Source organism: Leisingera sp. ABM4_060 (assembly GCF_056158765.1).
The window spans coordinates 3,195,111-3,220,768 of the sequence record NZ_JBSWTX010000001.1 but is presented as its reverse complement, the minus strand read 5'-3'; the positions used below and the strand labels follow the sequence as shown (position 1 = coordinate 3,220,768).

At 60.4% G+C, this 25,658-nt stretch carries 31 protein-coding genes and 1 pseudogene; 22 read left to right on the top strand and 10 right to left on the bottom strand.

What is annotated here, in order from left to right:
- The first annotated feature begins 148 nt into the window (after nucleotides 1–148).
- From ACXAEH_RS15425 to ACXAEH_RS15405, 5 genes and pseudogenes are all read left to right on the top strand, one after another.
- A complete protein-coding gene (locus ACXAEH_RS15425; RefSeq protein WP_475033997.1) occupies nucleotides 149–958 on the top strand; it encodes a flagellin N-terminal helical domain-containing protein in 810 nt (269 codons plus the stop codon).
- Nucleotides 959–1,036: 78 nt separating this feature from the next.
- Nucleotides 1,037–1,408, top strand: a complete 372-nt coding sequence (gene flaF / locus ACXAEH_RS15420) for a flagellar biosynthesis regulator FlaF (protein WP_475033995.1) — start codon at nucleotides 1,037–1,039, stop codon at nucleotides 1,406–1,408.
- A 2-nt stretch (nucleotides 1,409–1,410) separates the two neighbouring features.
- Nucleotides 1,411–1,815: a flagellar biosynthesis repressor FlbT gene (gene flbT, locus ACXAEH_RS15415; RefSeq protein WP_039126788.1), complete on the top strand. Its 405-nt coding sequence runs from the start codon at nucleotides 1,411–1,413 to the stop codon at nucleotides 1,813–1,815.
- A gap of 66 nt (nucleotides 1,816–1,881) precedes the next feature.
- Nucleotides 1,882–2,097 (top strand): hypothetical protein, encoded by a 216-nt coding sequence (locus tag ACXAEH_RS15410; RefSeq protein WP_475033994.1) that lies wholly within the window; start codon nucleotides 1,882–1,884, stop codon nucleotides 2,095–2,097.
- Nucleotides 2,098–2,145: 48 nt separating this feature from the next.
- Nucleotides 2,146–3,189: pseudogene (locus ACXAEH_RS15405) on the top strand (IS3 family transposase); the annotation flags it as partial.
- Between the two features lie 680 nt (nucleotides 3,190–3,869).
- Here the strand turns inward: ACXAEH_RS15405 and ACXAEH_RS15400 are convergent.
- On the bottom strand, nucleotides 3,870–5,198 hold the full coding sequence (locus tag ACXAEH_RS15400; RefSeq protein ID WP_475033993.1) for a FliI/YscN family ATPase: 1,329 nt from the start codon (nucleotides 5,196–5,198) through the stop codon (nucleotides 3,870–3,872).
- An 88-nt stretch (nucleotides 5,199–5,286) separates the two neighbouring features.
- On the opposite strand from ACXAEH_RS15400, the gene ACXAEH_RS15395 reads away from it, so the two are divergent.
- The 9 genes from ACXAEH_RS15395 to ACXAEH_RS15355 are packed head-to-tail and all read left to right on the top strand — an operon-like array spanning nucleotide 5,287 to nucleotide 9,861.
- On the top strand, nucleotides 5,287–5,676 hold the full coding sequence (locus tag ACXAEH_RS15395) for a FlgB family protein (RefSeq protein ID WP_475033992.1): 390 nt from the start codon (nucleotides 5,287–5,289) through the stop codon (nucleotides 5,674–5,676).
- A gap of 13 nt (nucleotides 5,677–5,689) precedes the next feature.
- The gene (gene flgC, locus ACXAEH_RS15390) at nucleotides 5,690–6,082 is read left to right on the top strand and encodes a flagellar basal body rod protein FlgC (RefSeq protein ID WP_039126780.1); all 393 of its coding nucleotides are present in this window, start codon (nucleotides 5,690–5,692) and stop codon (nucleotides 6,080–6,082) included.
- A 26-nt stretch (nucleotides 6,083–6,108) separates the two neighbouring features.
- Nucleotides 6,109–6,408 carry a flagellar hook-basal body complex protein FliE gene (gene fliE / locus ACXAEH_RS15385; protein ID WP_475033990.1) on the top strand — a complete coding sequence of 100 codons (300 nt, stop codon included), beginning with the start codon at nucleotides 6,109–6,111 and terminating at the stop codon, nucleotides 6,406–6,408.
- Nucleotides 6,409–6,411: 3 nt separating this feature from the next.
- Nucleotides 6,412–6,684 carry a flagellar biosynthetic protein FliQ gene (locus tag ACXAEH_RS15380; protein ID WP_475033989.1) on the top strand — a complete coding sequence of 91 codons (273 nt, stop codon included), beginning with the start codon at nucleotides 6,412–6,414 and terminating at the stop codon, nucleotides 6,682–6,684.
- Nucleotides 6,684–7,400, top strand: coding sequence for a flagellar hook-basal body complex protein (locus ACXAEH_RS15375; RefSeq protein ID WP_475033988.1), 717 nt, complete (start codon nucleotides 6,684–6,686; stop codon nucleotides 7,398–7,400). The genes ACXAEH_RS15380 and ACXAEH_RS15375 overlap by 1 nt, the downstream gene beginning before the upstream one ends.
- Nucleotides 7,401–7,410: 10 nt before the next feature.
- Nucleotides 7,411–8,196 (top strand): flagellar basal-body rod protein FlgG, encoded by a 786-nt coding sequence (gene flgG / locus ACXAEH_RS15370; protein WP_475033986.1) that lies wholly within the window; start codon nucleotides 7,411–7,413, stop codon nucleotides 8,194–8,196.
- Nucleotides 8,196–8,618, top strand: coding sequence for a flagellar basal body P-ring formation chaperone FlgA (gene flgA / locus ACXAEH_RS15365; protein WP_475033985.1), 423 nt, complete (start codon nucleotides 8,196–8,198; stop codon nucleotides 8,616–8,618). The genes flgG and flgA overlap by 1 nt, the downstream gene beginning before the upstream one ends.
- Nucleotides 8,618–9,358, top strand: a complete 741-nt coding sequence (flgH, locus tag ACXAEH_RS15360) for a flagellar basal body L-ring protein FlgH (RefSeq protein WP_475033984.1) — start codon at nucleotides 8,618–8,620, stop codon at nucleotides 9,356–9,358. Before flgA ends, flgH begins: the two co-directional genes overlap by 1 nt.
- 8 nt (nucleotides 9,359–9,366) lie before the next feature.
- Nucleotides 9,367–9,861, top strand: a complete 495-nt coding sequence (locus tag ACXAEH_RS15355; protein WP_475033983.1) for a flagellar basal body-associated FliL family protein — start codon at nucleotides 9,367–9,369, stop codon at nucleotides 9,859–9,861.
- 76 nt (nucleotides 9,862–9,937) lie between these two features.
- On the opposite strand, the gene ACXAEH_RS15350 is transcribed toward ACXAEH_RS15355, so the two are convergent.
- From ACXAEH_RS15350 to ACXAEH_RS15310, 9 genes are all read right to left on the bottom strand, one after another.
- Complete coding sequence (locus ACXAEH_RS15350; protein ID WP_475033981.1) at nucleotides 9,938–10,336, bottom strand: hypothetical protein; 399 nt, start codon at nucleotides 10,334–10,336, stop codon at nucleotides 9,938–9,940.
- A complete protein-coding gene (gene flhB / locus ACXAEH_RS15345) occupies nucleotides 10,333–11,421 on the bottom strand; it encodes a flagellar type III secretion system protein FlhB (RefSeq protein ID WP_475033980.1) in 1,089 nt (362 codons plus the stop codon). The genes ACXAEH_RS15350 and flhB overlap by 4 nt, the downstream gene beginning before the upstream one ends.
- Complete coding sequence (locus ACXAEH_RS15340; protein WP_475033979.1) at nucleotides 11,418–12,197, bottom strand: flagellar biosynthetic protein FliR; 780 nt, start codon at nucleotides 12,195–12,197, stop codon at nucleotides 11,418–11,420. Before ACXAEH_RS15340 ends, flhB begins: the two co-directional genes overlap by 4 nt.
- Nucleotides 12,194–14,287 (bottom strand): flagellar biosynthesis protein FlhA, encoded by a 2,094-nt coding sequence (flhA, locus tag ACXAEH_RS15335; RefSeq protein WP_475033977.1) that lies wholly within the window; start codon nucleotides 14,285–14,287, stop codon nucleotides 12,194–12,196. The genes ACXAEH_RS15340 and flhA overlap by 4 nt, the downstream gene beginning before the upstream one ends.
- A 407-nt stretch (nucleotides 14,288–14,694) precedes the next feature.
- A complete protein-coding gene (locus ACXAEH_RS15330) occupies nucleotides 14,695–17,151 on the bottom strand; it encodes a hypothetical protein (protein WP_475033976.1) in 2,457 nt (818 codons plus the stop codon).
- Nucleotides 17,148–18,017, bottom strand: a complete 870-nt coding sequence (motA, locus tag ACXAEH_RS15325; protein ID WP_475033974.1) for a flagellar motor stator protein MotA — start codon at nucleotides 18,015–18,017, stop codon at nucleotides 17,148–17,150. The genes ACXAEH_RS15330 and motA overlap by 4 nt, the downstream gene beginning before the upstream one ends.
- 78 nt (nucleotides 18,018–18,095) lie before the next feature.
- Complete coding sequence (locus tag ACXAEH_RS15320) at nucleotides 18,096–18,710, bottom strand: MotE family protein (protein ID WP_475033973.1); 615 nt, start codon at nucleotides 18,708–18,710, stop codon at nucleotides 18,096–18,098.
- On the bottom strand, nucleotides 18,710–19,156 hold the full coding sequence (locus ACXAEH_RS15315; protein WP_475033972.1) for a hypothetical protein: 447 nt from the start codon (nucleotides 19,154–19,156) through the stop codon (nucleotides 18,710–18,712). The genes ACXAEH_RS15320 and ACXAEH_RS15315 overlap by 1 nt, the downstream gene beginning before the upstream one ends.
- Before the next feature lie 9 nt (nucleotides 19,157–19,165).
- The gene (locus tag ACXAEH_RS15310) at nucleotides 19,166–19,690 is read right to left on the bottom strand and encodes a flagellar basal body-associated FliL family protein (RefSeq protein WP_475033971.1); all 525 of its coding nucleotides are present in this window, start codon (nucleotides 19,688–19,690) and stop codon (nucleotides 19,166–19,168) included.
- A 118-nt stretch (nucleotides 19,691–19,808) separates the two neighbouring features.
- On the opposite strand from ACXAEH_RS15310, the gene fliF reads away from it, so the two are divergent.
- The 8 genes from fliF to ACXAEH_RS15270 all read left to right on the top strand — a co-directional run bounded on the left by fliF (nucleotide 19,809) and on the right by ACXAEH_RS15270 (nucleotide 24,793).
- Nucleotides 19,809–21,476 carry a flagellar basal-body MS-ring/collar protein FliF gene (gene fliF, locus ACXAEH_RS15305; RefSeq protein WP_475033969.1) on the top strand — a complete coding sequence of 556 codons (1,668 nt, stop codon included), beginning with the start codon at nucleotides 19,809–19,811 and terminating at the stop codon, nucleotides 21,474–21,476.
- Entirely contained in the window at nucleotides 21,476–22,075 is a 600-nt protein-coding gene (locus tag ACXAEH_RS15300) for a FliH/SctL family protein (RefSeq protein ID WP_475033968.1), read from the top strand. Before fliF ends, ACXAEH_RS15300 begins: the two co-directional genes overlap by 1 nt.
- Entirely contained in the window at nucleotides 22,068–22,364 is a 297-nt protein-coding gene (locus ACXAEH_RS15295; protein ID WP_475033966.1) for a FliM/FliN family flagellar motor switch protein, read from the top strand. The genes ACXAEH_RS15300 and ACXAEH_RS15295 overlap by 8 nt, the downstream gene beginning before the upstream one ends.
- Nucleotides 22,361–23,104: a flagellar type III secretion system pore protein FliP gene (gene fliP, locus ACXAEH_RS15290; RefSeq protein WP_475033964.1), complete on the top strand. Its 744-nt coding sequence runs from the start codon at nucleotides 22,361–22,363 to the stop codon at nucleotides 23,102–23,104. Before ACXAEH_RS15295 ends, fliP begins: the two co-directional genes overlap by 4 nt.
- A gap of 108 nt (nucleotides 23,105–23,212) precedes the next feature.
- Complete coding sequence (locus ACXAEH_RS15285) at nucleotides 23,213–23,422, top strand: hypothetical protein (protein WP_475033963.1); 210 nt, start codon at nucleotides 23,213–23,215, stop codon at nucleotides 23,420–23,422.
- A 342-nt stretch (nucleotides 23,423–23,764) separates the two neighbouring features.
- The gene (locus ACXAEH_RS15280; protein ID WP_475033961.1) at nucleotides 23,765–24,247 is read left to right on the top strand and encodes an amidohydrolase family protein; all 483 of its coding nucleotides are present in this window, start codon (nucleotides 23,765–23,767) and stop codon (nucleotides 24,245–24,247) included.
- Nucleotides 24,235–24,375 (top strand): hypothetical protein, encoded by a 141-nt coding sequence (locus ACXAEH_RS15275; RefSeq protein ID WP_475033959.1) that lies wholly within the window; start codon nucleotides 24,235–24,237, stop codon nucleotides 24,373–24,375. Before ACXAEH_RS15280 ends, ACXAEH_RS15275 begins: the two co-directional genes overlap by 13 nt.
- Nucleotides 24,376–24,637: 262 nt before the next feature.
- Complete coding sequence (locus tag ACXAEH_RS15270; RefSeq protein ID WP_475033958.1) at nucleotides 24,638–24,793, top strand: hypothetical protein; 156 nt, start codon at nucleotides 24,638–24,640, stop codon at nucleotides 24,791–24,793.
- The last annotated feature ends 865 nt before the right edge of the window (nucleotides 24,794–25,658 follow it).

Below are 25,658 nucleotides of genomic sequence, written 5' to 3'. Positions count from 1 at the left end.
GCAACTGATGCGCCAATGTCGCCTTGCACCTCACAAGGGGTGGCGCGGAAGCCGGACGGCGGAACGCACTGTCAGAAAGACGTCAAACAACGCCCCTAGGGGCACCAAGGATTGGGGCCAAAGCGCCCCCTAGCTAAAGGAAAAAGCTATGACCAGCATTCTGACCAACAACGGCGCCATGGTTGCACTGCAAACTCTGAAGTCGGTGAACAACAACCTGGAAGAAACTCAGAACCAGATCTCGACCGGCAAAGAAGTCGGCATGGCGAAAGACAACTCTGCTGTCTGGGCGATCTCCAAGTCGATGGAATCCGAAATCCAGGCGTTTGAAGCAGTTGCTGACGCTCTGGACTTTGGTGAAGCCACCGTCGCTGTTGCCTCCTCCGGTATGGAGCAGATCGTTGAAACGCTGAAAGACATGCGCGAACTGGCAGTTGCCGGCGTTTCCGAAAACGTTGATCACGCAAAGATCGAGGCTGACCTTGCCAAGAAGAAAGAGCAGATTGAATCGATCATCGACTCTGCCTCCTTCAACGGTGCAAACCTGCTTGATACCGCCACCGCTACACAGCTGCATGTGCTGGGCGGCATCAGCGCAACCGGGGATGTGATCACTGTCAACCACATCGATACGGCTGCGTCGCTGGATACCTCCACTATCACTGCGCTGAACGCAACCAATGCAGCCACCGTTCTGACCCAGATCGAAGGCCTGCTGACCTTTGCGATCGACAGCGCGGCCCAGCTGGGTGCGGACAGCAACCGTCTGAGCAGCCAGAACGAGTTCGTCTCGAAACTGACTGACTCGCTGAAGTCCGGTGTCAGCACCATCAGCGACACCAACATGGAAGAGGCGTCGGCCCGTCTGAAAGCCCTGCAAACCCAGCAGCAGCTGGCCGTGCAGTCGCTCTCGATTGCCAACCAGGCGCCGTCGACCTTGCAGCAGCTGTTCCGTTAACAGCCCTCACCGGGGCGCTGACAGCGCCCCGGTCTTCCCCTCTCAGAGAACCTGAAGAATAATACGTTAGGAAAACACGTGAATGCCCTTCTGAAGGCGAAGAGTGCCTATTCGGCGGCAAAGGCCCCGACCCGGACAGCAAAGAATTTTGAGTATGAAGTGGTCGCCCGCGTCACCCGCCGGCTGATCACGGCGGCGCAAAACGGCCGCGAGGAATTCAATGACCTTGCGCAGGCATTGAACGACAACCGCAAGCTCTGGTCAATTTTCACTGCGGACATCGCTTCAAAAGGCAACCCCCTGCCGGATGACTTGAAGCAAAACCTCTTCGAACTGGCGGAATTCACGAGACAGCACACCAGCAAAGTGCTTCAGCGCAAGGCCAATGTCCGGCCGCTGGTGGAAATCAATACGGCCATCATGCGTGGCCTCCGCAGCGGAGCTTCCTGAATATGAGCGGACTAGTCCTGAAACTTGCCCCCAAGGAGCGTGTCCTTGTGAATGGCGCGGTGATTGAAAACGGCGACCGCCGCAGCCGCCTGTCGATTGTAACCCCGGATGCCAATATCCTGCGCCTGCGCGATGCGATCCATCCGGAAGAGGCCAATACCCCGGTACGCCGGGTATGCTATGCCGCACAGCTGATCCTGTCCGGCGATGCCGACCCTGAAGAAGAGCGCCTGCCGATGCTGCGCCGGATCGAAGAACTGAGCCAGGTCTTTACCGACCCGGACAGCCGGGCCTCCATTGCCGAAGCAACTGACGCCTTGATTGGCAACAACCACTACCGGTGCCTGAAGGCACTGCGAACCTTGTTGCCGCGGGAGGACCGCCTGTTTGCCGTCAGGCCCTCGTGACAACAACATTCCAGCCAATCCGCTGCCCATCGGCAGTCCTGGCTGGAATCGACTTATGACCGCCAAATGGAAGTCTTCGTCACGGAAGCAACGCATCAGCGGGTATCCGGTCACTTCCAGGAAAGCACCTGCAACGATACGTCTGCAGAGGAACTGGTCAGCGAATACCGTTTGCTGACCTGTGCTCCAAACCCTTACGGGTTGGGCAGCGGCATCACCAACAAAGGCTCTTACATCAAATTTTCCAGGTGGGTGAGCTACCCCCTGAATTTCGGACACTGACGTAAGCTACGATTTGTTGTCTGCTGCTCTTCGACGAAGAGGAGATCAGTGGTGTCGAAACGGAAGACCCGTTCGTCTGAGTTCAAGGCCAAAGTTGCGCTTGAGGCATTGAAGGGCGAGCGGATGGTTGCTGAGTTGGCAAGCCAGTTTGGCGTTCCCCCGACGATGATCCACAGCTGGAAGCGGGCGCTGCTTGAAGGCGCGTCTGGCGTGTTCGAGCGTGGCGGCAAGAAAGCCCCTGAGATTGATGAAGAACAGGTCAAAGAGCTCCACGCCAAGATCGGGGAGCTGGCCGTGCCCAACGATTTTTGTCACGAGGGCTCAAACCGTGGATCGGCAAGTGAGGCGGGAAATGATCAAGCCTGCCAAGCCAATCTGCCTATTGGCAAGTAATGCAAGCTGCTGTCGATCTTGCGGTCATCATTCTACTATCAACCCAAGAGCGAGATAACTCTGAATCTGATGTTGATGCGGAGGATCGACGAGCAGTTTCTGGAAACGCCGTTCTTCGGTGTGCGGCGGATGATCTGGCATCTTCGCAACGAAGGCCATCCCCTGCCTGGCAGGGCATTGCGCATCAATGACCCGAGAGGGGGGCAAGGCGGCGAAAGGACACAAGACGTGTCCATATCTGCTGCGTGGTTTGCGGGTGGATCGACCCAATCAGGTCTGGGCCGCAGACATCACCTATCTGCCCATGCGGCGCGGGTTCCTATATCTGGTGGCGGTTATGGACTGGCGCATCTCGAACACGCTGGAGGCCGGCTTTTGCGCCGACGCGCTGAACGAGGCCATCCACTGCTTCGGCCCGCCTGAGATCATGAACACTGACCAGGGCAGCCAGTTCGCATCATTTGTCTGGACAGACCGTCTGCGCCGGTCCGGCGTGCGGATCTCAATGAGTGGCAAGCGCCGGTTCCTTGATAAAATCTGCGTTGAACGGCTCTGGCGGAGCCTGAAATACGAATGCGTCTGCCTGCACGCCTGGGAGACCGGATCAGAGGTAAAAGCGGGCGTCAGAAAATGGATCGGGTTCTACAACCGCAAACGCCCCGTTCCGCACTTGGCGGCAGACCGCCAGCCGTGCTCTATTGGCTGAAAACAACGAAACCCAAACCAGTCAGCAAAGGCAGAGTGAAGCTTAAGTTGCGCCGAATGCTGTCCAACGATTGGGGAGTAGCTCAGGGTAACGAAATGGATGGTGCCTTAGCCAACCGCCTGCGCAGCGACTTCCAGATACGGTCCAGCAATGTGTTTTGAATTGGTCCCGGGCAGCCAGTGATGCCCGGAAACAGCGCAACAATTCAAGTCATTGTGGAGGCATGTGACAGATAGCCCCTTGAAGCCGCCGTTCGGAGCAAGGCGCGCCGTGCGGATAGCTCTGCGCGCACTGGCGGTACCGGCGGCAAGTGGCACCGCGGAGGATGCAAGGCGGTTGGCTCTCAAGGCACGGCCCGCGCTGCGGGACATGCTCGAACTTGCTTGGCACCTGCCATCAAGCCAGGGCCAATCCAGCAGCTTTCTGTGTTCAAGGGCAGCCTCGGCGAGATACTTGAAACCGAAGATGGATCCGGTTCCTGATCAGGAATTTCTTGGAAAGCTCACTAGCAGCCGCCTGGCGGCGTCTGATTTCTCCGCTTTCAAGGCCAGTTCTTCCTCCGGGCGGATCGCACTGGCACTGTTTTGCGGGCCAATCAGCCTCCGCCGCCGACGAGTGAGGGCGCTCCAAAGCCACAAATAAAAGCACCCGTTTATTAAGGGTGCAGGAAGCTTTACCGTCCGGCCTTGGAGCGGCGCAGCAGCAGCAGCAGGCGATTGAAACTGCTGGTAATGCCTTCAGGATCCTCGCGGCCGAAAAACGCGTCCAGTTCCGGCCACAGCTTGACAGCCTGATCCAACACCGCGTCGTTACCCTCGGCATAAAGACCGGCGCGGATCATCACTTCCGACTGCTCATAGGCTCCAAGGAACTTACGGACATCCTGAATTGCGGCATTTTCGTCGGCCGTTGCCGCAGCTGGCAGGCTTCGCGACACCGAGCGGGAAACATCAATTGCCGGAAAGCGCCCGCGTTCGGCGATTTCCCGGTTCAGCACAATATGACCGTCCAGCACACCGCGCAGGATATCGGCAATCGGCTCATCCATATCGGAGCCCGCCACCAGAACGCTGAACACCGCGGTGATATCCCCCTGCCCGTCGCCGCCCGGTCCGGCCCGTTCGCACAGGCCCGTGATCAGCGGTGTCACCGATGGCGGATAGCCCCGCAAAGCCGGAGCCTCACCGGAGGCCGCGGAGATTTCCCGGTGCGCTTCAGCAAACCGGGTGACCGAGTCGGCCAAGAACAAAACGTTCTTACCCTGGTCGCGGAAATGCTCTGCCACAGTCATTGCGGACCAGGCGCAGCGGCGCCGGACCAGAGCCGATTGATCGGAAGTCGCTGCAACAACAACGGCGCGGCTCATACCTTCCGGCCCCAGGACCTGCTCGACAAAGTGATTCACCTCGCGGCCGCGCTCGCCGATCAGCGCCATCACCACCACATCGGCGTCCATGCTTTGCGCCAGCTTTGCCAGCAGCGACGATTTCCCGACCCCTGAGCCTGCAAAAAGGCCTACCCTTTGGCCGCGCACGATCGGGAGAATCGTATTGAGCACCGCCTGACCGGTGGCCAGCCGCTCGCCCATCGCCCTCCGGCCGGCCGCTTTTGGCGGAGCCGCCATCAGATCGCGCGGTTCCGGTCCGGACAGCAGAGGCCGTCCGTCCAGCGGTTCGCCAAAGGGATCAATCACCCGGCCGATCCAATGGTCACTTGGGGAGAATTCCGGCGAAGGGTGCAGCAGAACAGCGTCACCAATGGCGGCACCATCCGGCGCCCGGTCCGGTAACATACTGATATTGCTTCCACTGATCTTCAACACTTCGCCGTGCAGCTCATCCTGCGGGCCGCGGCGCAGAACCAGCCTGTCACCAATTCTTGCCACAGCCGCCAGTCCGCTGACGTCGATCTCCCCGCCGGAAATTCCGGTGACCCTGCCCATCTGCGTGGCCAGGCGTTTGCCGGCAATTTGACGGGTCAGTGCTTGCAGCTCTGCTTTCATCGCAGCGGCCTCCATTGATGTCCTGAAAACAATTTCTAAAGGAATCGGGGTTAAGCCTTGATTGAAATCGATCAAGGGAGAAGCCCTGGTGTTCACAGAATTGAACGTCTTCAAAATTGCCTATTCCATGGCGACCCATGCCGGCAAACGCCAGGCATTGGTGTCCCAGAATATCGCCAATGCCGATACGCCGGGTTACCACGCCAAGGACATCAAACCCTTTACCGAAGTTTTTGCGGCAGGCGCCCGCCCCAGCAGCATGGTTGCCACCCGCGCCAGCCATCTGAACGGCAACGCAGGCAGCGGCATGGACTGGGCGGTTACCTCCAGCGATGCCGGCAGCGACCCCAATGACAACTCGGTCTCTGTCGAGACTGAACTGCTGAAGGGGGTTGAAACCAAACGGCAGCACGACCGTGCCATGTCGATTTACAAGTCCTCCATGAATGTCCTGCGCGCTAGCCTCGGCAAGAATTGAGGAGGGTTGAGACATGAGTGAGTTTTCCAGAGCCCTTTCCGTTACCTCCAGCGGCCTCAAGGCGCAGGCGGCGCGGCTGCGCCACGTGTCCGAGAACATCTCCAACGCTGACACCCCGGGTTACCGCCGCAAGACCGTTCCCTTCGAAGCCGTTCGCGAGCTGCAGACGGATGTGGAACACGTACGCACCGGCCGGGTCACGCTGGACCGCCGCGACCTGGAGGAGATCTACGATCCCTCGCATCCGCTGGCTGATGAGAGCGGGCATTACAAAGGCTCCAATGTCGACCTGATGATCGAGATTGCCGACGCCCGCGAAGCTCAGCGCAGCTATGAGGCCAATTTGAAGATGTTCGAGCAGACCCGCTCGATGTCCACCGCGCTGATGGACCTTTTGAGACGTTAACTATCTAAAAACATTGGAGATCCAGAATGGATATTCGCAGTCTTTCCGCTACCAGCGGCTATGCCGCCGCCCGGCCGGCCACCAAAGCTGACCCCAATCATGCCGCAAATGCAGGTGCAAGCGCGCGCCTCAAGGAGAGCTTTGAGGATTTTGCCGCGACCCTGCAGAAGAGCGAGCAGGTTTCGGTTCAGGCAATGACCTCCCAGGCCGACCCGCATGCGCTGGTGCAGGCGCTGGCACAGACCGAACTGGCGGTGGAAACCGCGGTGACCGTGCGCAACAAGGTCGTCGAAGCCTACCAGGAAATCCTGAGAATGCCGGTCTGAGCCATGATGAGCGAAAGCCTGTTCTATGACACGCTGCGCCAGGCGCTTTGGGCGGCCGTCACCATGGCGACGCCGATTCTGGTTGTCGCCCTGGTGGTTGGCTTGGCCGTCGGCCTGTTTCAGGCCCTGACTTCGGTGCAGGAAATGACGCTGACCTTCGTGCCCAAATTGGCCGCGATTCTGGTCGTGTTCTGGATGACCATGGGCTTCATGACACAAACTCTGGTGGCCTTTTTCAACGGCCACGTTGTCCCGATGATTGCCGGAGGCTCGTAATGGAAACCACAGGCTACGCCACTCTTTCACGCCAGTCCGGCCTGATGCGGGAAATGCGGATTATCGCGAACAATATCGCCAACTCCGCCACCACCGGCTACCGGCAAGAGGGGCTGATCTTCTCGGAATTCGTGCAATCAACGCCGGGCCAGCAGTCGCTGTCGATGTCGCGCGCGAATATCTTCAATACCTCCATGGAGCAGGGCCAGCTGACCAAGACCGGCGGCACTTTCGACTTTGCGATCGAAGGCGATGCCTTCTTCATGGTCGAGACACCGCAGGGCGAACGCCTGACACGCTCCGGTGCGTTCTCCCCGAATGCCGAAGGCGATCTGGTGACCATGGACGGTTTCCGGGTGCTGGATGCCGGCCGGGCCCCGGTGTTTGTGCCGCCGGATGCCGGTAAGATCGAAGTGGGCGCTGACGGCTCGCTGAGCGCAAACGGCCGGCTTCTGGGGCAGCTCGGCCTGTTCAAACCGATGGAGCAGCACACGCTGGTGCGCGAAGACGGGGTGATGTTCCGCGTCGACGGGGAGATTGAGGAGACCTTTGATTCGAAGGTTCTGCAAGGTTTCCTGGAAGGCTCAAACGTGAACGCGATTTCCGAAGTGACCCGGATGATCGAAGTCCAGCGCGCCTATGAAATGGGCCAAAGCTTTTTGCAGGCGGAAGACGAACGCATCCGCAATGCCATTAAAAACCTGATCAAGATCTAGGAGAATCCAGATGCGTGCCCTGAAGATCGCAGCCACCGGTATGAGCGCCCAGCAACTGCGGGTGGAGACCATCTCCAACAACCTCGCCAACATGAACACCACCGCCTACAACGCGCGGCGCGCCGAGTTCGCCGATTTGCACTATCAGCAGATCTCGCGGGCCGGGACCGTCAATGCATCGGACGGCACCGTTCTGCCGACCGGGGTTCAGGTGGGCCTGGGGGTGCGTCCGGCCGCCATTTCGGTGCATCTGGCCCAAGGTGCGCTGCAGCAGACCAACAACGACCTGGATATTGCCATCGACGGTAAAGGCTACTTGGAGGTGACGCTGCCCTCAGGCGAGACCGCCTATACCCGCGACGGCGCCCTGAAACGCTCGGCCGAAGGGCTGATCGTAACTTCGGACGGATTTCCGGTTTCACCGGAAGTCACCATTCCCGATGATGCCACCAGCATCTCGATCAACGCCGAAGGCGAGGTTTACGGCTATTTCGACGGCACCACCGCTGGCCAGTTACTGGGCCAGTTCACCCTGGCGGGTTTCACCAACCCCAAGGGGCTTGAGGCGATCGGCAGCAACCTGTTCACCGAGACAGAGGCCTCGGGTGCAGCCACCGTTTCCACGGCCGGCGAAGACGGTCTCGGCACCTTCCGCCAGGGTTATCTGGAAGGCAGCTCGGTGGATGCGGTGCGCGAGGTCACCGAACTGATCGAAGCCCAGCGCGGCTATGAAATGAATGCCAAGGTCATCTCGGCTGTCGACCAGATGATGGGTGCGACCACACAGGTGCGCTGATGAAACTTGCCCTCGCCTGCCTGACCGCCGCTGCTTTTGCTGCCCCTCCTGTTTGGGCGGATTATCTGATCCCGCTGCGCACGATCCGCGCCAAGGATATCGTGAATGCCGAGGATCTGGCGCTCAAGAAGGGCGAAATTCCCGGTGCGCTGTCAGACCCGGCCGAGGTGATCGGCCTGGAAGCGCGCGTGGCGCTTTACGCCGGACGGCCGCTGCGGGCCGACGATATCGGCCCCCCGGCCATTATTGAACGCAATGACTTGGTTACCCTGTTTTTCCGCCAGGGCGGCCTGACCATCGCCGCCGAAGGCCGCTCCTTGGGACGCGGCGCCGCCGGTGACGCTGTCCGGGTCATGAATCTCTCTTCCCGCACCACCGTTACCGGACGCATCGCGGAAGACGGCTCCGTTGAGGTAAACTGATGACTTTAAAACTCTCCCCCGTGAAACCACTGCTGATGGGTCTGGTCCTGCTGGGGGCCTGCGCCCGGATGGATCACCTGGGCAAGGCACCCTCTTTCACGCCCGCCAATGAATCGCCTGAACATGTCGCGATGCTGTACCAGGGGCTGCCGGCGCAGACCCAGACCCGCCGCACTGTCGACGGCGCCTCGCTGTGGAGCGGCTCGCAGCAATCGCTGCTGGGCGACCGCCGCGCCATGAAACGCGGCGACATCCTGACGGTGGTGATCGAAATCGACGAGGAAGCGCAGATCTCCAACGACACTGCGCGGTCCCGCTCCAGTTCGGAAAGCCTGAACATGCCGCAACTGCTTGGCCTGCCGCAGAGGCTGGACAAAAACCTGCCAGAGGGCGCCACCTCGGCCGATGCGGTGGACCTGGGCAGCTCCAGTGCCTCCGGCGGTTCGGGCAGCGTCAAACGCAGCGAAAAGCTGGAGCTCAGGGTTGCCGCCACCGTGGTCGATGTGCTGCCCAACGGGGTGCTGGCGATCAGCGGCACCCAGGAGTTGCGGGTGAATTTCGAACTGCGCGAGCTGCTGGTCACCGGTTATGTCCGGCCCCAGGACATCAGCCGCCAGAACCAGATCACCTATGACAAGATCGCCCAGGCCCGTGTCTCCTATGGCGGCCGCGGTCAGATCACCGATGTTCAGCAGCCGCGCTACGGCCAGCAGCTGCTTGACGTAATCCTGCCGTTCTGAGGGTCGCCATGCTGTCGAAACTCCTGCCCGTTATCCTGCTGATCATCGGAACCGGAGGCGGTATCGGCGCCGGCATCATGCTGGCGCCTGCGCCCGAGGAACCGGCTGCCGCGAGCAGCGAAGCCGCCAAGCCGGCTGAAGAGGCCGAAGAAGAGATCGCTGAGGAAAGCGAAGAAAACCAGCGCGAGTACATCAAGATCAACAACCAGTTCGTGGTGCCGGTTGTCGAACGTGACGAACTCACCTCTCTTGTGGTCATCTCGCTGAGCCTGGAAGCCAAGAAAGGCACAACTGAAAAAGTGCATATGCTGGAGCCCAAGCTGCGTGATGTCTTTCTGCAGGTCCTGTTCGATCACGCCAATATGGGTGGCTTCCGCGGTGCCTTTACCCGCTCGGATGTTCTGGAGCCACTGCGCACGGCCCTGCGCGAGGCAGCGCAGAAATACATCGGCAAGGGCGTCTACGACGTGCTGATCATGGAGATCTCCCGTCAGGACGTCTGACGGAAACATGCAACCGTTAAAGAAAAGGCCGGTCCCAGCGGACCGGCCTTTTTTGGTGCCGTAGTGCAATCCTGCCTTAGCCTTCCAGCAGCCGGTTCATCAGAGCCTTGGCCTGTTCAGCCTTATGCCGCTTGCGCTCGGCTGCGGCCATGGTTTCAACCGCGTGCTTGCGCCCGAAGGCCTTGCGCAGCTGATCCATCATCCGCAGCTTCTTAGCCGTGGCCTGGGCCAGTTCCAGGTTCAGCTGGCGCCGGGTGCGCGTATGCCAGCCCTGCCACAAGAGATCAGCCCCCAGCGCCTTCATTGCATGGTCTCCGTCCGCCTGTTCACGCGCGGTCTGGACCTGCTCGTTCAGCTTCGCCAGCTGGCCGCGCAGCTGCGCTTCCTGCGCCAGCACCGGCTGCACCTTGGCATGCTCCTGCATGTATTGCGCAGCTGTCACTGCCGCCATCTGATCCAGCATCTTCTGCTTCATGTCACCTTTCCTTTGGCGCGCTTGCGCATCTCTTCGGCAAAGCGGATGGCAGCTGCCACCGGCGCGTAATGCTCTTCGAGAATTTCATCGCCGATCTCGATTGCGGCGTGCAGCGCCCGCGCCGTCGGCGGATCGCTGTGGATCGGAACCCCGTTTTCATTGGCCACCCGGCGGATCGCGGCTGCCACCTCATCCACGCCCTTGGCAACACAGACCGGCGCGCTGCCCGGCTCGCGGGCCCACTGGAGGGCGACCGCATAGTGAGTCGGGTTGACGATCACCACATCTGCCTTCGGCACATCGGCCAGCATCTGGCCCATCGCGATCTGCTGGCCACGCTGACGCCGCTGGTTTTTCATGTGCGGATCACCTTCGGAATCCTTGATCTCGTCCTGGATCTCCTTGCGCGACATCATGTTCTTGCGGCGGTGCTCGGCATGCTGAAACGCCGCATCCACGACACCGATGGCCAGCGCAATGATCAAAGCCAGGAACAGGAACTCCATCGACAGCTGCGCCAGCATAAGAACCACGGACTGCGGGCCAGTCCCCGAAGAGGCGATCATTTCCGGCAACCGGTACGTGAGATAGACACTCAGGCAGACCGAATAGAGCAGCAGCTTCAGGAAGCTTTTGAAAAACTCGAACAATCCGGCCCGGCCGAATTTGTTCTTGGCATTTGAGATTATCGAGATGCGCGACAGTTTCGGCTCCAGCTTGCTGGGAGCAAAAACCAGCGCCCGCTGGCCGACGATAGACAGCAGCACCAGGGCAAACGGCACCAGGAACCACGGCAGAACCGGCCGGAACGCGCTGCCGATGAACCCTCCCGTCGGCGCGGCGGCGGAACCTTCAAAAAACAGCGGCGCCAGCCGGTCGGGCTGATCGAGGAACGCCATCAGCGCCGTTCCGATGCCTTCAACGCTGCTGCTGCCGGCGGTATAAAACGCAATGATCAGGCCAAGATAGGCTGCGGCAACCGACAGGTCGGTGGACTTGGCAACTTCGCCTTTTTCCCGGGCCTTACGGAGTTTCTGTTCCGTCGGCTCAAATGACTTGTCTAAGTCGTCGTCCTGACCGCTCATGGCATGCCGCCTCCAGGGTCTGCAAAAAAGGTCATCAGAGAGCGCGTCCAGACATCCAGAATCATCGGGCTGCCGACCATCAGGATGAACAAGCCAAAGAAGGTGATCACTGGTGCACCGACCATGGCCACCATCAGCTGCGGCATCGCCCGGTTAATCACCCCCAGCGCCAAATTGTAGATCACCGCCGTGACCACAAATGGAGCCGCCAGGGTAAAGGCCAGCGAAAAGCTATGTGAGACCCGGTACACGCCCCATTCGGCCAGCCCCGCTGCGGCCGGAAACTGCCCTGCGGGAAACATCTGGTAGGACCGGATCATCAGCTCGACCACCCGCACATGCAGCCCCATCATGGCAGCAAGGGCGACGCCCGAGATCATCAGGACGGCACCAAGCGCCGGCATCGGCTCGGCCCCGATACCGCCCAGAACCTGCGACAGCGAGGTGCTTTGCGCCGCCATGGTGCCGGCTGTCTGCAGCGTCAGCACAAAGATCCGCACGCCAATGCCCAAGGCCAGGCCGATGATGGCTTCGGTCACTGCAAACCGGGCATACTCCATAGCCCCGTCCGGTTCGGGAAAGGCTGGAAGCGCCGGTGCCACCACAAAGGTGAAGGCAGCGGCAACCGCGAGTTTGACCCGGGTCGGCACATAAAGTTCGCCCATGGCAGGCAGAACCGCGACCATAGCGGAAACCCGCAGGAACACGATGGCGGCGTGCCAGAATCCTGCCCCCAGCAGCGCAACCAGCTCCGGCGGCAGAAAGTTCAGGCTCATGCCTGCACCATTCCAACGAGGGCCGGGCGCGCCTCCAGCCCGATTTCCTCGAACGACAAGACCGGGTTGGAGATCCCGCGCGATTTCAGAATGGTCTTGAGATAGCGGCGGCGGCGGGTGGAGGTCACCACCGCAGCAAAGACACCCTGATCAGTGGTTGCCGACAGTTTGTCGGTCATCCCATCAGCCAGGCGGTTGAACAGATCCGGCGGCAGAGCGATGTCCAGCCCGGCGCCCTGCCCGTCGACTTGGTAGGTGGAAAACTTGTCTTCCCACTCCGGTGCCAGCTGGATCAGCGGGATGGTGCCGTCGTCGCGCTTCATCTCGGCCACCAGCTGGAAGCCGAGACGCTGGCGCACATGCTCGCAGATCAGCTCAGGCTGGTTGGTGTGCAGCCGGGCCTCGGCAATTGATTCCAGGATCAGCGGCATGTTGCGGATCGAGACCCGTTCCTCCAGCAGCAGCCGCAGCACCGCATGCAGCGTATCCATAGGCACTTTCTCCGGCACCAGTGCATCCAGCAGCTTGCGGTTCGCCTCAGAGCGGAAACTGTCCGACAACTGCGTCATCTCATCCAGCAGGCGGCGCAGCGATTTCAGCGTCAGCAGCCGGGCAAAGTTCTGCTTGATGATCTCCAGAAGATGGGTTGCCAGGATTTCCGGCGGGCTGACCACCGTAGCACCGGCCAGGGCCGCCTGTTCCTGTGCCTTGGCTGAAATCCAGCGGGCCGGAGCGCCATAGACCGGCTCCGTCACGTCAGTGCCGGGCGGCAGCGCATCATGATTGTCCGGCATCAGTGCCAGCACCATGTCGGGGTTGAGAATGCCGCGCACCTGTTCAACCCCCTGGACCTTGATGACATATGTGCCCTTTTCCAGCTCATGCTGGTCAGTCAGCCGGATCTCCGGCAGGATCAGGCCGAAGGTGGTCGCGATATGCGACCGCATATTGGCAATCCGGGCATCCAGCCCGGTGCCCGCATCCAGAACCATGCTCACCAGGTCAGGTGCAAACTCCAGATGCAGGTCATCCAGATCCAGGATGTCACCCAGCGGGCGCGAAGCAGCCGGGTCCGAGGCTTCTTCGATCTTCTCTTCGATCTCGGCTTCGGCATCATCTTTCTTTTTCTTGGCCATCCGGTATGCCGTGAACCCGAGCACCCCGCCGCCAATCACAAACGGCAGGAAGGGAAGGCCAGGCACCAGCGCGAACATTATCATCAGTACCGACACGGTGGTCAGAGCTGCCGGATGGCGGCCGAACTGGTCGAAGAGGGCGGTATCGGTGGCGCCGGTGGTGCCGCCGCGTGCCAGCAGAAGCGCTGCCGCGATCGAGATGATCACAGAAGGGATCTGCGAAACCAGGCCGTCGCCAACCGTCAGGATGGCATAGGTCTCAAACGCATTTCCAACCGGCATGCCATGGACCAGCACGCCCATGATCAACCCCATGACAAGGTTCAGGAGCGTGATCAGCAGCCCCGCGATGGCATCGCCTTTGACGAATTTCGAGGCACCATCGAGCGAGCCGAAGAACGTGGTCTCCTGCTGCTCCCGCTCGCGGCGCTCCTTGGCGGTCTGGTGGTCAATAGCACCAGCCGACATGTCGGCGTCGATTGCCAGCTGTTTGCCCGGCATTCCGTCCAGGGCAAAGCGGGCACCCACTTCGGCCATCCGGGCCGCACCCTTGGTGATCACCATGAAGTTGACGATCAGCAGCACCCCAAAGACCACGAGGCCAAGGAACACGCTGCCCCCCATGACAAACTGGGCAAAGCCTTCGATCACATTGCCGGCCGCGTCGGTGCCGGAATGGCCCTGACCGATGATCAGCTTGGTCGAGGACACGTTCAGCGACAGCCGCAGCATCAGCGAGGCCAGCAGAACCGTCGGGAAAGACGAGAAATCCAATGGCCTTTCGATGAACAAGGTGATCGTGAAGATCAGGATGGCCAGCGCAAAGGAGGCCGCAAGGCCCACATCCAGTACCCAGGCCGGCATCGGCAGGATCATCATCACAATGATCGCCATCAGCGCCAGCGCCAGAAGGACGGTCGGGCTGAAGAGTTGTTCCGTCGTCAGCTTAGGCACAGTTCAGGCCCCATGTATTGCAAGAATTTGAATAGGAATCCGTAGCCAGACACGGCGGAGCAAAGCACTTTCCGACGCTCGCGGAACGGGCTGCCGCTGCCGCCCTCTGCTGGATCAGGCAGCCAGGTTCAGGCGGGCCTCCGGCCGACGCATGAGACCTGTTGGCGATTGAAAGAAGGAGTTTCAGAACCACGGCGGCCCGCGCCACGGCTCCATGTTCCGCGCCTGAAGCGCGCAGAATCAGCCCTTGCAGGCATAGTATTGAATAGTTTTCCGGCATTCTGCCCGTTCCAAATCAGGATTCACCCGGTCTTCACGTTACCGGCAGCCGGTTGACAAAGTGTTATCAGCATATGCAAAGGCCGCCCCGGACAGGGCGGCCAGAACACAGAAACGCCGATGTCAGATCACTGATTTTCTTCAGAATTGCTCAAGCCCGTGCCGACCTGGTTCAGCAGATCAGTGATGCCGCCTCTGGTTCCCTCGCTGCTTTCAACCAGCGCCCGTGCATGGGCCAGCGGTGTCAGGCCTTCCGGATCCCGGGCGGTCTCGCCGATTTGCGTAGTGACTGAGGCAACGGCTCCGAATTGAGCGTCTTCGCCGTCATCCATGGCCTCGATGGCGCCGAGGTTTTCGGAATGCCAGAACCCGCGGGCGGCCGCGTTTGCCTCGTCCTCTGCCAGAAGATACTCGCCCGCTCGGTCAAATTCGCCGTTGCGCCACAGCGCCTCGGCCCGCAGGCGGTTGGCTTCAGAGTTGTCCAGCCCCATAAGCTCCACCAGCGCCCGGTGCGGTTTGTCCATCAGCAGGGCAGCCTCGGCCATCATCAGGCGGCGGGTCTCGTTTTCCGGTTCAAGCGAGAGCTTGTTGAGCAACTCCTCAGCCTGCTCCGCAAACCCAAGATCCAGCAGCCGCCGGGCGACCGGCACTGCGACCGGTGCGGCCTCGGCCGACGTCGCCTGTCCGGAAAACACCAGAGAATACTGCAGGAAGGTCACATCATCTGCCCGTTCGGACAAAAGCAGCATCAGCGGCTCCATTGCTACGGTGCGCGCCTTCGGCCCGTCCTGCTCGGACAGGTCCTTCAGTTCCTCAAAGGCATCATGGAACTGCCCCATCAGCGCCAGCGAGGAGACCTGCGCCTGGCGCAATTGCTCACCCAGTTCCGTTTCACGGTTTTCCAGTTCGTAGGAGGCGATCAGGTCCGGCACATCCGGCGACAGCGCCTTGCGTTCCTTGACGCTGAGGGCAACCAGATCAATCAGAGCAGCAGGCGCATTTCCGGTGCGTTCGGCGACCTCGCTGGTCAGCTCTTCCGCGACCTTCTCGCTGTCGCCAGCCAGCTCGGCGATCGCTGCTTCGGCCAAGTTGATTTCCGGTACGTCCTCAACGCCGGTCCGGTCCACCGCCCGCAAAACGGCCTCAGCCGCGTGGTGATCTCCGGATTCGGCAAACATCTTGCTGACCCGCGGCCCCAAATGCACCCGCAGATGCTTCGGCATCTTGGCAAAGGCCTGCTGAATGGCGTCTGCATTGGCGCTCTTCTTAACCGAGCCATCCGCCAAGGCCCCCCAGAACGCGCTGTGGCCTTCACAGCCTTGCTGGCCGGAAAACGGATGGTTGACCGGCAGCGCCGCACCATCCATCAACATCGCCATTGCCTCTAGCAAGGCCACTTCCGGTTTGACTTTTTCTTCGGGCGGCAGGATCGTCAGGATCAAGCGGGCCTCGGCACCAAATCCGAAGAACAAATAACTCCGTGCAAGCGCATAGACGCTGGCCGGGTTCACGTCGTCAAATTCCCGGACCAGAGCGCCGCGCAGCGGGCCCAGCTGATCTGCAAAGGGGCTTTCATTACCCCAATTGTGAATCGCCACATCCCTGTCGGGCAGGCAATGCGCAGGTTTGTCACCGCCATCCGTCAGGGCGGCCATCAGCCCGGTCTCGCGGTCGATGGCGGAGGTAACGGCAATATGGTCGAGCGGGTTGAGCGGACGGTCCGACCGGCCCAGCGGGTCCAGCCCGGGGGCCTCTTCCGCGCCGGGAATCCCGTTTGCCGCTACGCTCAGCAACCCCTGGTTTGCGGCGCGGCCAATCTGTTGCAGCAGCCGCTGCTCCGATTCTTTCACCACCGCCGCCCGTTCGGTCTCTTCCATGTTCAGCAGCATGCCGGTTTCAGGAATCCCTTGCGCCGCGTCCCTGGCAGCGGTTTCCGCCTCCGTCGGGAAGCTGCTGCCATCCAAAGGCAGCGACAGGTCTTCTTCCGGCTGCTCGTCCTCTGGTGCGGGACCGGATTCGGTTCCCGGCACGGCATTGCTGTCCTGCGGCAGAAGGGTTTGCGCTGGGGCCGCCTGCCCGGCGACAGCAGCGGCCAGTTCCAGCGCCATCCGGGCATCCGCCGCGGCTGACTGAGAGAAGCTGAAGCGGTATCCGGTACGCTCCGCCGGCGGAGTCAGCGGCAGAACGCTGCCAGCTGCCGAAAATTGCGGCTGCGGTTCCGGCAGCCCGCCATCGCGGATATCCACCACCAGATAGCCATCCTCCTGCACATAGGAGGTGACCGTGCATTCGCAGCCCAGCTGCAGCCGCAACGGCTGGCCCGGCCCGTTCTGTGCAAGGGATTGCAACCGTGTGCGGGGAATGAGATTGAAAACCCGGGAGGTATCGAACACCACCTCCGGCGCGTCGATATTGACCGTTGCCGACTTGCCGCTTTGGGTCATTGACCAGTCCGCGCCGCCGGGCAGGCGCATAACCAGGCGGGTAAAGCCGCTGTGCTCGCCCGAGCGGGTTACGACCGTCTGCGCCGAAGCGGCGCCTGCCGTCACAAGGGCAGCGGCAATGGCAAGTGCGCGCCAAATCATGCTGCGTCCTGTTTCACCGATTTGAGGGCCTCTTCCAGCTCCGAGAAGCCGGGACGGAAATGGGACGGGGTATTCTGGCGGCCGACTTCGATGCAGATCGCCGCCGCGTGGTTATGCAGGTTGGCCACCAGGACCTCGCGGATCAGCTGGTAGAAATGCGCGTCCTCTTCGATCACCGCTTTCACCTTGCCGGCGAAGGGGGCGACCAGGCCATAGGCCAGGAACACGCCGAGAAAAGTCCCAACCAAGGCGCCGCCGATCATCTTGCCCAGCACTTCCGGCGGCTGGTCGATCGAGGCCATGGTCTTGATCACACCAAGCACCGCCGCAACAATTCCAAGCGCCGGAAGGCCGTCCGCCATGGTCTGCAGCGCGTGGCTGGAATGCAGCGCGTGATGCAGGTTGGCCTCCATCCGCTTCTCCAGAACTTCCTCCACCTGATGCGGGTCGTCATAGTTCATCGATGCTGAACGCATGGTGTCGCAGATCAGATTCACGGCTTCCTTGTCCCCCAGAATCTTGGGGTACTTGTTGAAAACAGAGGAATTTTCCGGGTCTTCAATATGCTGTTCCACCTCGACCGGGTTGGCCCGGGCGATCCGGATCAGCGCAAACAGCAGGCACAGAAGATCGCGGTAGTCATCCGGCTTCCATTTCGGGCCTTTGAAGACCTTGCCGACGTCCTTGACCGTGTGTTTGACACCGCCCATGTCGTTGCCAAGCAAGAAGGCCCCGACTGCGGCACCGCCAATCATCATCATCTCAAACGGCAGCGACTTTAGAATGATCCCCATCTTGCCGCCGGCCAGAAGATATCCGCCGAACACCATGGCAAAGATCACCGCGATGCCTACAATCCCGATCATAGGTCCACTCCGAATTCCATTGGTTTTTATAAGATTAGGCGAGTCTTCCTAAGGAAAGACTAAGCCCGCGCGCCCAAGTCATTCCTTGGGCACGGATCCGTTGCGGCCGGCCAGGACAACGCTGATGGTATAGGCGGCTTCCGGGCTCAGCCCCGCCATGATTCCCGCGGCGGCCTCCGGCTGCATCCGGGCCAGGAACCCTGCGGCAAAGCCGGGGTCCATTTCCTCGAACAACGCGGCGGCTTCCTTGGGCTTCATCTGCTCATAGACCGTTGTCAGCCTGGTCACATCCGCCTCTGTTGCGCCATCCGCCAAGGCCAGGGTCGCCCGCAGCTTCTCCTCGGCCTCCCGCAGAGCCGCAAGTTTCTTGTCGATCGCCTGATCCGCAATCTCCAGCGCCTTCATCCTGTCCTGGATTTCCGCCTCACGTGCCGCCAGCGCCTGTTCCCGCTCCTGGAAGGCAGCCAGCATCGTCTGCAGCTCGGCAGAAGACGGCATGGCATTCTTTGGCGCCTCGCCCTTGTGCGCCATCGCGTCGCCGCCCGGCTCCTGCAGGCTTGCCACTTCGCGGGCAATTGCCGGACCCGCTTCAAGCCCCAGCCGCACGGCCGCAGAGCCCATCAGCAGGACGGCCAGCATCATCAAAGTGCCGCCGCGCCGCAACCGCTTGGATTTCTTTTCTTTCTTAGCCATTACGCAACCCGGTTGTGACTGCGGTTATGGCGCACGAACATCAGGCCGGACGGTTTGGCGTCCTCCGCCTCTTCCGCGGCCGGGTGCGATTCGGCTTCATAAGCCGCCGCCATCGCCTCATCTTCACCATCAGGCTTGACCGCCGCGGCCGCACTCCCGGCCTCCGGGATGTCATGCATGGAGGCCATCATCAGCTCCAGCCTCTGCGCCACCGATTCGGCGCGTCCAGTCAGCTGCTGCAGCGCTTTGCTGGAACCGTCAGACACCTGTTGCGCCGACTGCAGCGACTTGTTGAGGTCATCCACCTGGGCGGACAGAACGGCAACCGCACCGCCCACCCCCTTTTCCAGGTCATTGAACCGCTTCAGCCGGCGCGACAGCACCAGGCAATAGAATCCGGCGCCCAGCGCTCCGGCTGCAAGCAGGATATCAGCAATAATGTCCATCCTGTCCTCCTAGTTCAGTACGAAATCCATGATCAGCAGATCGCGCACCCGGCCTTGGCCGGTAGCAATATTGATCCGCCGCAGCATCTGCGCTCTCAGTTTCGGCAGCGCCATCGGATCGGTCAGATCCTCAAGCTCCAGTGCTCTCAGATAGCTGTTCAGGACATCGATAACCCGCGGGAGGATTTTCTCGACCTCTGCCTGATGGGCAAGATCGACCTCAAGTTGCGCGCGGAACCGCAAGTGCTTGATACCGCTGGCTTTGCGCAGGGTAATCACAATCGGGTCCATTTCGATAAAGGCAAGATTGGCGATATCCTCCGCCGTCTCACCATTGTCCACGCCTTCTGGCGCCGCTTCGGCCGCTGGCGCCATTTCCGGCGCCGCTTTCTGACCAAAGGGAAGAAGGCCTGACTGAACGGCAAAGAATCCGCCGCCGCCGCCTGCCAATGCCAGCACCACCCCGATAATCAAGGGCAGTTTGCTTTTCTTGGCCGGGGCTTCTGCTTCTGTATCTACTGCAGCGTCTGTCATGGCTATCCCTAAAACGTCGTGCTCCTCTTCATAACCTGTGAGGGACTAACCGAATGTTAAGGCCGATCCGTCAAAAAGGTTGCACGCCGGACAGAACGCCGGTGCGACGGAGGTTAATGTGCAGCAGATCAAGAATGTCTGGGCAGAAATGGACATGCGGAAGCGACTGATTGCCGTGGGCGCCACGGTAATCATGATTCTCAGCGTCATCGCGATGTCCCATGTGGCAAGCAAGCCAACAATGACTCTGCTTTATGCCGGGCTGGAAAGCGGCTCGGCCGGAGATGTGGTGCGGGCGCTGGAACAGCGCGGCACACAATATGAAGTGCGCGGCGGCTCGATTTACGTGCCGTCAGTGCAGCGGGATGAACTTCGGATGACTTTGGCCAGCGAGGGCCTGCCTGCCAATGGCGGCAAGGGCTATGAGCTGCTCGATTCGCTGAGCGGCTTCGGCACGACATCACAGATGTTCGATGCCGCCTACTGGCGGGCAAAAGAGGGCGAACTGGCCCGCACCATCGTCGCCAGCCCGCATGTCAGCCAGGCCCGGGTGCATATCGCCAACACCGGCTCGAATCCCTTCCAGCGCACGGTTGAGCCCACCGCATCGGTCTCGATTGTGCCGATGGGATCGCCGATTACACCCGCACAAGCCAACGCGATTCGTTTCCTGGTCTCATCCGCCGTGACAGCCCTGGCGGTGGAGAATGTCGCCGTGATCGATGCCAATGGCGCGCTGATCGGCTCGTCCGATGCCACTGCCGCAGCCGGCGCCGGAACCGACGACCGTTCCCAGATGATCCGCGAACGGGTGATGCGTCTGGTCGAAGCGCGGGTCGGCCAGGGCAATGCCGTGGTCGAGGTGAGCGTCGAAACCGTCACCGACACCGAATCGATCCGGGAAAAACGGGTCGACCCGAAAAGCCGCGTCGCCGTCAGCACCGATGTCGAAGAACGCGCCGACTCCTCAAGCAACCAGTCGGGCGAAGTCACTGTTGCCTCCAACATCCCTGATGGCGATGCCGCCTCAGGCCAGGGCTCAAAGGCCAACACCAGCGCAACCCGGGAACGGATCAACTATGAGATTTCTGAGACCGAAAAGGAAATCGTCCGCGGTCCCGGCGCCATCAAACGCCTGACTGTCGCGGTTCTGGTCAACGGCTCCGCTGTTACCAACGACGCCGGTGAGACTGTGTTCGAACCGCGCCCCGAAGAAGAACTCGCCGCAATGCGGGAGCTGATTTCCGCCGCCGTCGGCTTTGACGCGGACCGCGGCGATGTCATTACCCTCAAGTCGATGGAGCTTCCGGCGATCGAACCGCAGGGGTCTGTGGCCACCTCGTCGTTCCTCGACAACCTCTACTTTGACGCGATGTCGCTGATCCAGATTGCGGCGCTGGCCATTGTCAGCCTGATCCTGGGCCTGTTTGTGGTGCGCCCGATCCTGTCGAACCAGGCGGCTCCGGTGGCCGCACTGCCCAGTCCGGATGAAGGCGGACTGCCTGGCCTTCCAGGCGTCGGCGGAGATGGCTTCATGACCGCGCCGGATCTGGGTGCAGGTCTCGCGCTTGATGGCGAAATCGATAATGGGTCCGGCCAATTCGAGCCGATGGGCGGTCTGCCAACCATGGATGCCGGCGACATGATGGGCGCCGCGGGCCTGTCGGCACTTGGCGGCAGCATGGATGACCCGGTGGACCGCCTGCGCAGCCTGATCGGCGAGCGGCAGGAGGAAACCGTCCAGATCCTGCGCGGCTGGCTGGAAGAGAACAAGGAGCAGGCCTGATGACAATTGCGCATTTGCTGGAAGACTTCGGCTTCAACATCCCGGCAGCACCGCCGGTGCCCGAAGTGTCCGAGGAGGTCATGGAAGAACAGCGCCTGGCATCCTTTGAAAAGGGCTACAGCGCCGGCTGGGATGACGCGGTGACCGCCAAGGACCAGGAAACCATCCGGATTTCCACCGAACTGGCCAACTCACTGGAAGATCTCAGCTTCACTTACCACGAAGCGCAAAGCCAGCTGCTCGATTCGCTGGATCCGATGTTCAAGGTTCTGACCAGCGCCATTCTGCCCGATGCGATGGCTGCCTCCTTCGGGCACCACATCGTCGATCAGCTCGCCGGGATGGCCAAGGGGCAGACCGATCAGCCGATGCAGATCGTGGTTGCCCCGGGCGAAGGCACGGCGGTGCGGAGCCTGCTGCCAGAGAATTTCTCGGTGCCGGTCACGGTTCAGGAAGACAGCACTCTGACCTCCGGCCAGGCCTATCTGCGCATCGGCAGTTCCGAGTGCGAAATCAACTGCGACGCCCTGCTCGAATCGATCCAGGACTCGATTGAAGCCTTTACCTATCACGCCAAAGAGGACAGCCAGTATGGATGATGCTGCCGATCTGAACATGAAATCCGCCGACGCAGGCAACCCCTTCGTCTCGGTTCCCGTCGAAGTGGTCGTCTCGGTTGGCAAGGCCCGGCCGCTGATCCGCGATCTGGTCAGCCTTGGCGAGAATGCGATCCTGACCCTGGACAAGCGGGTCGAAGACCCGGTGGACCTTTATGTCGGCGACCGGCTGGTTGCCCGCGGCCAGCTGGAAGAGCTGGAGGGAGAACAGGCCGGCCAGCTGGCGGTGCGGCTGACGGAAATTGCCGATCTGCAAAGCGGTTTGGGATGACACATAAGACCTTTGTGCGGGCGGCTTTGGTTTCAGCCCTGCTGCTGGCCCTGCCGCACACCGCCCTGGCTCAAGAATTGAGCCTGTCACTGGCAGACGGCGAATCGATTTCGGCCCGTTCGATCCAGCTGATCCTTTTGATTACCGTACTCAGCCTGGCTCCCGGCCTGCTGATCATGATCACCTGCTTTCCTTTCCTGGTGACGGTTCTGTCGATCCTGCGGCAAGGTATCGGTCTGCAGCAGGCACCGCCCAACATGCTGATCATCAGCCTGGCGCTGTTCCTGACTTATTTCGTGATGGAGCCTGTTTTCTCCGAAGCCTGGGCAACCGGAATCAACCCGTTGCTGGAAGAGCAGCTGGAGCCAGGTGAAGCGATTTCGCGCAGCCTGCAACCGTTCCGCACCTTCATGGCCAACCGGCTCGATCCGGATACCTTTTATGCAATCGCCGATCTCAGGCCGGAAACCCAAGGGATGGATCCGGTGCCCGAAGCACCGCTCTCAGCACTGGTGCCCAGCTTTCTGCTGTCGGAAATCTCCCGCGCTTTCCAGATCGGCTTCCTGATCTTCCTGCCCTTCCTGGTGATCGACCTTGTGGTCGCAGCCATCCTGATGTCGATGGGTATGATGATGGTCCCGCCGGCCATTGTGTCGCTGCCGTTCAAGCTGGCGTTTTTCGTTGTCGCCGATGGCTGGAGCCTGATCGCAACCGCCTTGGTGCGCAGCTACTACCCCTGAAAACCCGCACCACCGCAAAATGCCTGGGCCCTTTGTCTTGGCGCATTCCGGAATTTGGGACATAGAGTCCGGGTAACAGCTTGTTTCCCGGACTCCATCATTCGAGGCATGTTTTTTTCCGGCCAGCCGTCCGCAACCTTCGGCAGCTGCCAGTTCGGCAATATCCTCACCAGAACGGGCTATGATCGCGGAACGATAGAGATTATCCTCCACCTTGAGCTCTTTCCAAATGCTGCGCCAAGCGCGGACGGCAGCCAAGCGCAAAAGGAAATGCAGCAGCGGGTCTCGAAGCGGCCGTTGGCTGTTTGCGCAGAGTGATGTCGTAATCTGCTTTGACAGGCTGCCATCAAATCAACTTGTTTGATTGCCGGCTTCCCTTCTGCGTTGCTGAAGGAATTCAAGAAACTGTGGGGCCTTGGTGAAAGGTCACTTCAAATCCGCACGATTGTACGCTCGTTAACTCTGGCTTTTGCGTCTTCCCTCGGCCTGTCGCAGAACGACACCCCCATCCTTTTTCACCAAAGTTAACGTCTTTGACGGCGTCAATGAAATGCTGACCGAAAACGCCAATGTGGTGGTGAACGGCAATTCGATTACCGAAATTTCCACTGAACTGCTTTCGGAGCTGGCGAACATGTCCTCGATGGCGGCGGACGCACCATGATCACTGGCCTGATCGACGCGCATTGGCAAACTTCCTATTGCTGCACCGCTCAAAGCACGGTGGTCCTTGGCAATACTCTGGAAGTGATCATCCGCGGCGCACTCGGTTCTGAGGCAACGTTGAGGAAAGGCTTCACAACCGTGCACGACGATGACAGCAACCCGTTCACAACGTGGAAAATGTTTGATGCGGGCGAAATTTCCGGCCCACGGATATTGCCATCCGGGCCGCCGGTTGGCCAAACCGCCGGGCATTTCGACGACCGCCCCTATCAGTCAGTTCTAACGAACCCGGCAGTTTCTCAGTCGTACTGGTACAGTGTCAGTTTGATGGCAATAGCAGATGGCGTGGATGAGGTCGTCAAGCGCACCCGGGAAGCCATGCGGACGGGTGCCACACAGGTCAAGATTTCTGGCGGGGGCGGGATTCCTCAGTCTATGATCCGCCCGATGGGCACCAGTACACCATGGGAGAGATGAAAGCCTTTGTCGAAGTGGCGGACACATACAACACCAATGCCGCATCGCATATTTTCACTGACAAGGCTACTCAGCTGGTCATCAAAGCCGGTGTCACGTTCATGGAACACGGTTTCCTGACGACCTAAGAAACCCGTCAGATGATGAATGAGCACAAAGTCTGGCTCAGCATTTAGCCGCTGCTGGACGGCGAGGAAGGATTTTTCTTCGGCGATCCGGGCAGCCTGCAGGAATGGATCACCGTGACTGACGGCACGGACGCGATCTACACCAAGGCCATGGAGCCAGTGGAAAGATTGCATCCGGCACCGACATTCTGATTGATTCAGCACTGGCTGAACGGCATGGACCCTTCTGGCAAAACGACAGCCCTGGCTCACACCTTTTGAGGTGATGAAGTTGGCTACCTCGGTCAACGCTGAGCTGCTTAAGCGTTCCAGCCCCCGGCACCGCTATCAAGCTGGCGCGCTTGGGGTGATTAAAAAAGTCGCCTATACAGACCTGATCATGAAGGTCGGCAAGATTTTCAAGAACAGCATGGAGTGACAGGCTTTTCTAAATTTTCGCTGACGAGTTAAAATCTGACGCCAAAGCGACCCTTCCCAGGCCACAACAGGACGGGTCGTTTTCGCATCAGGATACTTTGTGCAGATATCTTCAAATGAACTGGAAGGCGTCATTTTCTGCGACGGCGAGAATGTCCGCAACCACACCGTACCACCGGCATTTAGGTAATGGCGCCGCGGTGTTTCGGAGCCTATTGCATCGACCGGTCCTCGAACTTCCTCCATATTGGCGTGCCGTGGCAGTGTCAGGGCCAGTAGGGAATGGGCCTCGGGTCGGGCGCCTTCCGTGGCAGTCAGTTCGGCTTTTCGGCATCTCACCCAAGACGCGCCGCGGGCGTGAACATCACTGGTGCCGCCACCACGAATTAAGGAACTTCGAATATATCCTTTCTACCTGGAATTCAGATCGCAGAAATCCCTGCAGGAACGGGAGGTTAACCGCCAACGGTTGCTCCGGGCCTTTGTTATTGCCACGCCTCGAACTCGTTTCAATAAACTCGGAGAATGTTGAAAAACGCCATCAGGACGGCTGGCTTGAAGACCGCCCCGTTGATGTACGCTGGACCGTTCCGCACTCTCTTACAACCCGACCGTTTCGTTGGGCTCGTCCGCTGCCGCAAGGAGCTCATGGAGGCCGATACCGGCAGCACCGTGGCACTCAATGCCCGCCTTGCCGGCGCAGCACGCAAATCACGTTCTTGAACCTCCTGATCTCAGGAGAGCTTCTTGAGAGGTTCGCTATACTTCTTCCGAAGGAAGAGAAAAGCCGGCGGCCTTCTGCGTCTTGCCAAAGTGCTGGGCCGGGGATCCAATCCAGATCTGCGGTAACTGGCGGGACCGAAAGT

Bases quoted from the DNA above. Each gene is read 5' to 3' on its own strand.
- ACXAEH_RS15425 (WP_475033997.1), top strand. From the start codon at position 149: ATGACCAGCATTCTGACCAACAACGGCGCCATGGTTGCACTGCAAACT.
- flbT (WP_039126788.1), top strand. From the start codon at position 1,411: ATGAGCGGACTAGTCCTGAAACTTGCCCCCAAGGAGCGTGTCCTTGTG.
- ACXAEH_RS15410 (WP_475033994.1), top strand. From the start codon at position 1,882: ATGGAAGTCTTCGTCACGGAAGCAACGCATCAGCGGGTATCCGGTCAC.
- ACXAEH_RS15400 (WP_475033993.1), bottom strand. From the start codon at position 5,198: ATGAAAGCAGAGCTGCAAGCACTGACCCGTCAAATTGCCGGCAAACGC.
- flgC (WP_039126780.1), top strand. From the start codon at position 5,690: ATGAGTGAGTTTTCCAGAGCCCTTTCCGTTACCTCCAGCGGCCTCAAG.
- fliE (WP_475033990.1), top strand. From the start codon at position 6,109: ATGGATATTCGCAGTCTTTCCGCTACCAGCGGCTATGCCGCCGCCCGG.
- ACXAEH_RS15380 (WP_475033989.1), top strand. From the start codon at position 6,412: ATGATGAGCGAAAGCCTGTTCTATGACACGCTGCGCCAGGCGCTTTGG.
- ACXAEH_RS15375 (WP_475033988.1), top strand. From the start codon at position 6,684: ATGGAAACCACAGGCTACGCCACTCTTTCACGCCAGTCCGGCCTGATG.
- flgG (WP_475033986.1), top strand. From the start codon at position 7,411: ATGCGTGCCCTGAAGATCGCAGCCACCGGTATGAGCGCCCAGCAACTG.
- flgA (WP_475033985.1), top strand. From the start codon at position 8,196: ATGAAACTTGCCCTCGCCTGCCTGACCGCCGCTGCTTTTGCTGCCCCT.
- flgH (WP_475033984.1), top strand. From the start codon at position 8,618: ATGACTTTAAAACTCTCCCCCGTGAAACCACTGCTGATGGGTCTGGTC.
- ACXAEH_RS15355 (WP_475033983.1), top strand. From the start codon at position 9,367: ATGCTGTCGAAACTCCTGCCCGTTATCCTGCTGATCATCGGAACCGGA.
- ACXAEH_RS15350 (WP_475033981.1), bottom strand. From the start codon at position 10,336: ATGAAGCAGAAGATGCTGGATCAGATGGCGGCAGTGACAGCTGCGCAA.
- flhB (WP_475033980.1), bottom strand. From the start codon at position 11,421: ATGAGCGGTCAGGACGACGACTTAGACAAGTCATTTGAGCCGACGGAA.
- ACXAEH_RS15340 (WP_475033979.1), bottom strand. From the start codon at position 12,197: ATGAGCCTGAACTTTCTGCCGCCGGAGCTGGTTGCGCTGCTGGGGGCA.
- ACXAEH_RS15330 (WP_475033976.1), bottom strand. From the start codon at position 17,151: ATGATTTGGCGCGCACTTGCCATTGCCGCTGCCCTTGTGACGGCAGGC.
- motA (WP_475033974.1), bottom strand. From the start codon at position 18,017: ATGATCGGGATTGTAGGCATCGCGGTGATCTTTGCCATGGTGTTCGGC.
- ACXAEH_RS15320 (WP_475033973.1), bottom strand. From the start codon at position 18,710: ATGGCTAAGAAAGAAAAGAAATCCAAGCGGTTGCGGCGCGGCGGCACT.
- ACXAEH_RS15315 (WP_475033972.1), bottom strand. From the start codon at position 19,156: ATGGACATTATTGCTGATATCCTGCTTGCAGCCGGAGCGCTGGGCGCC.
- ACXAEH_RS15310 (WP_475033971.1), bottom strand. From the start codon at position 19,690: ATGACAGACGCTGCAGTAGATACAGAAGCAGAAGCCCCGGCCAAGAAA.
- ACXAEH_RS15300 (WP_475033968.1), top strand. From the start codon at position 21,476: ATGACAATTGCGCATTTGCTGGAAGACTTCGGCTTCAACATCCCGGCA.
- ACXAEH_RS15295 (WP_475033966.1), top strand. From the start codon at position 22,068: ATGGATGATGCTGCCGATCTGAACATGAAATCCGCCGACGCAGGCAAC.
- fliP (WP_475033964.1), top strand. From the start codon at position 22,361: ATGACACATAAGACCTTTGTGCGGGCGGCTTTGGTTTCAGCCCTGCTG.
- ACXAEH_RS15285 (WP_475033963.1), top strand. From the start codon at position 23,213: ATGTTTTTTTCCGGCCAGCCGTCCGCAACCTTCGGCAGCTGCCAGTTC.
- ACXAEH_RS15280 (WP_475033961.1), top strand. From the start codon at position 23,765: ATGATCACTGGCCTGATCGACGCGCATTGGCAAACTTCCTATTGCTGC.
- ACXAEH_RS15275 (WP_475033959.1), top strand. From the start codon at position 24,235: ATGGGAGAGATGAAAGCCTTTGTCGAAGTGGCGGACACATACAACACC.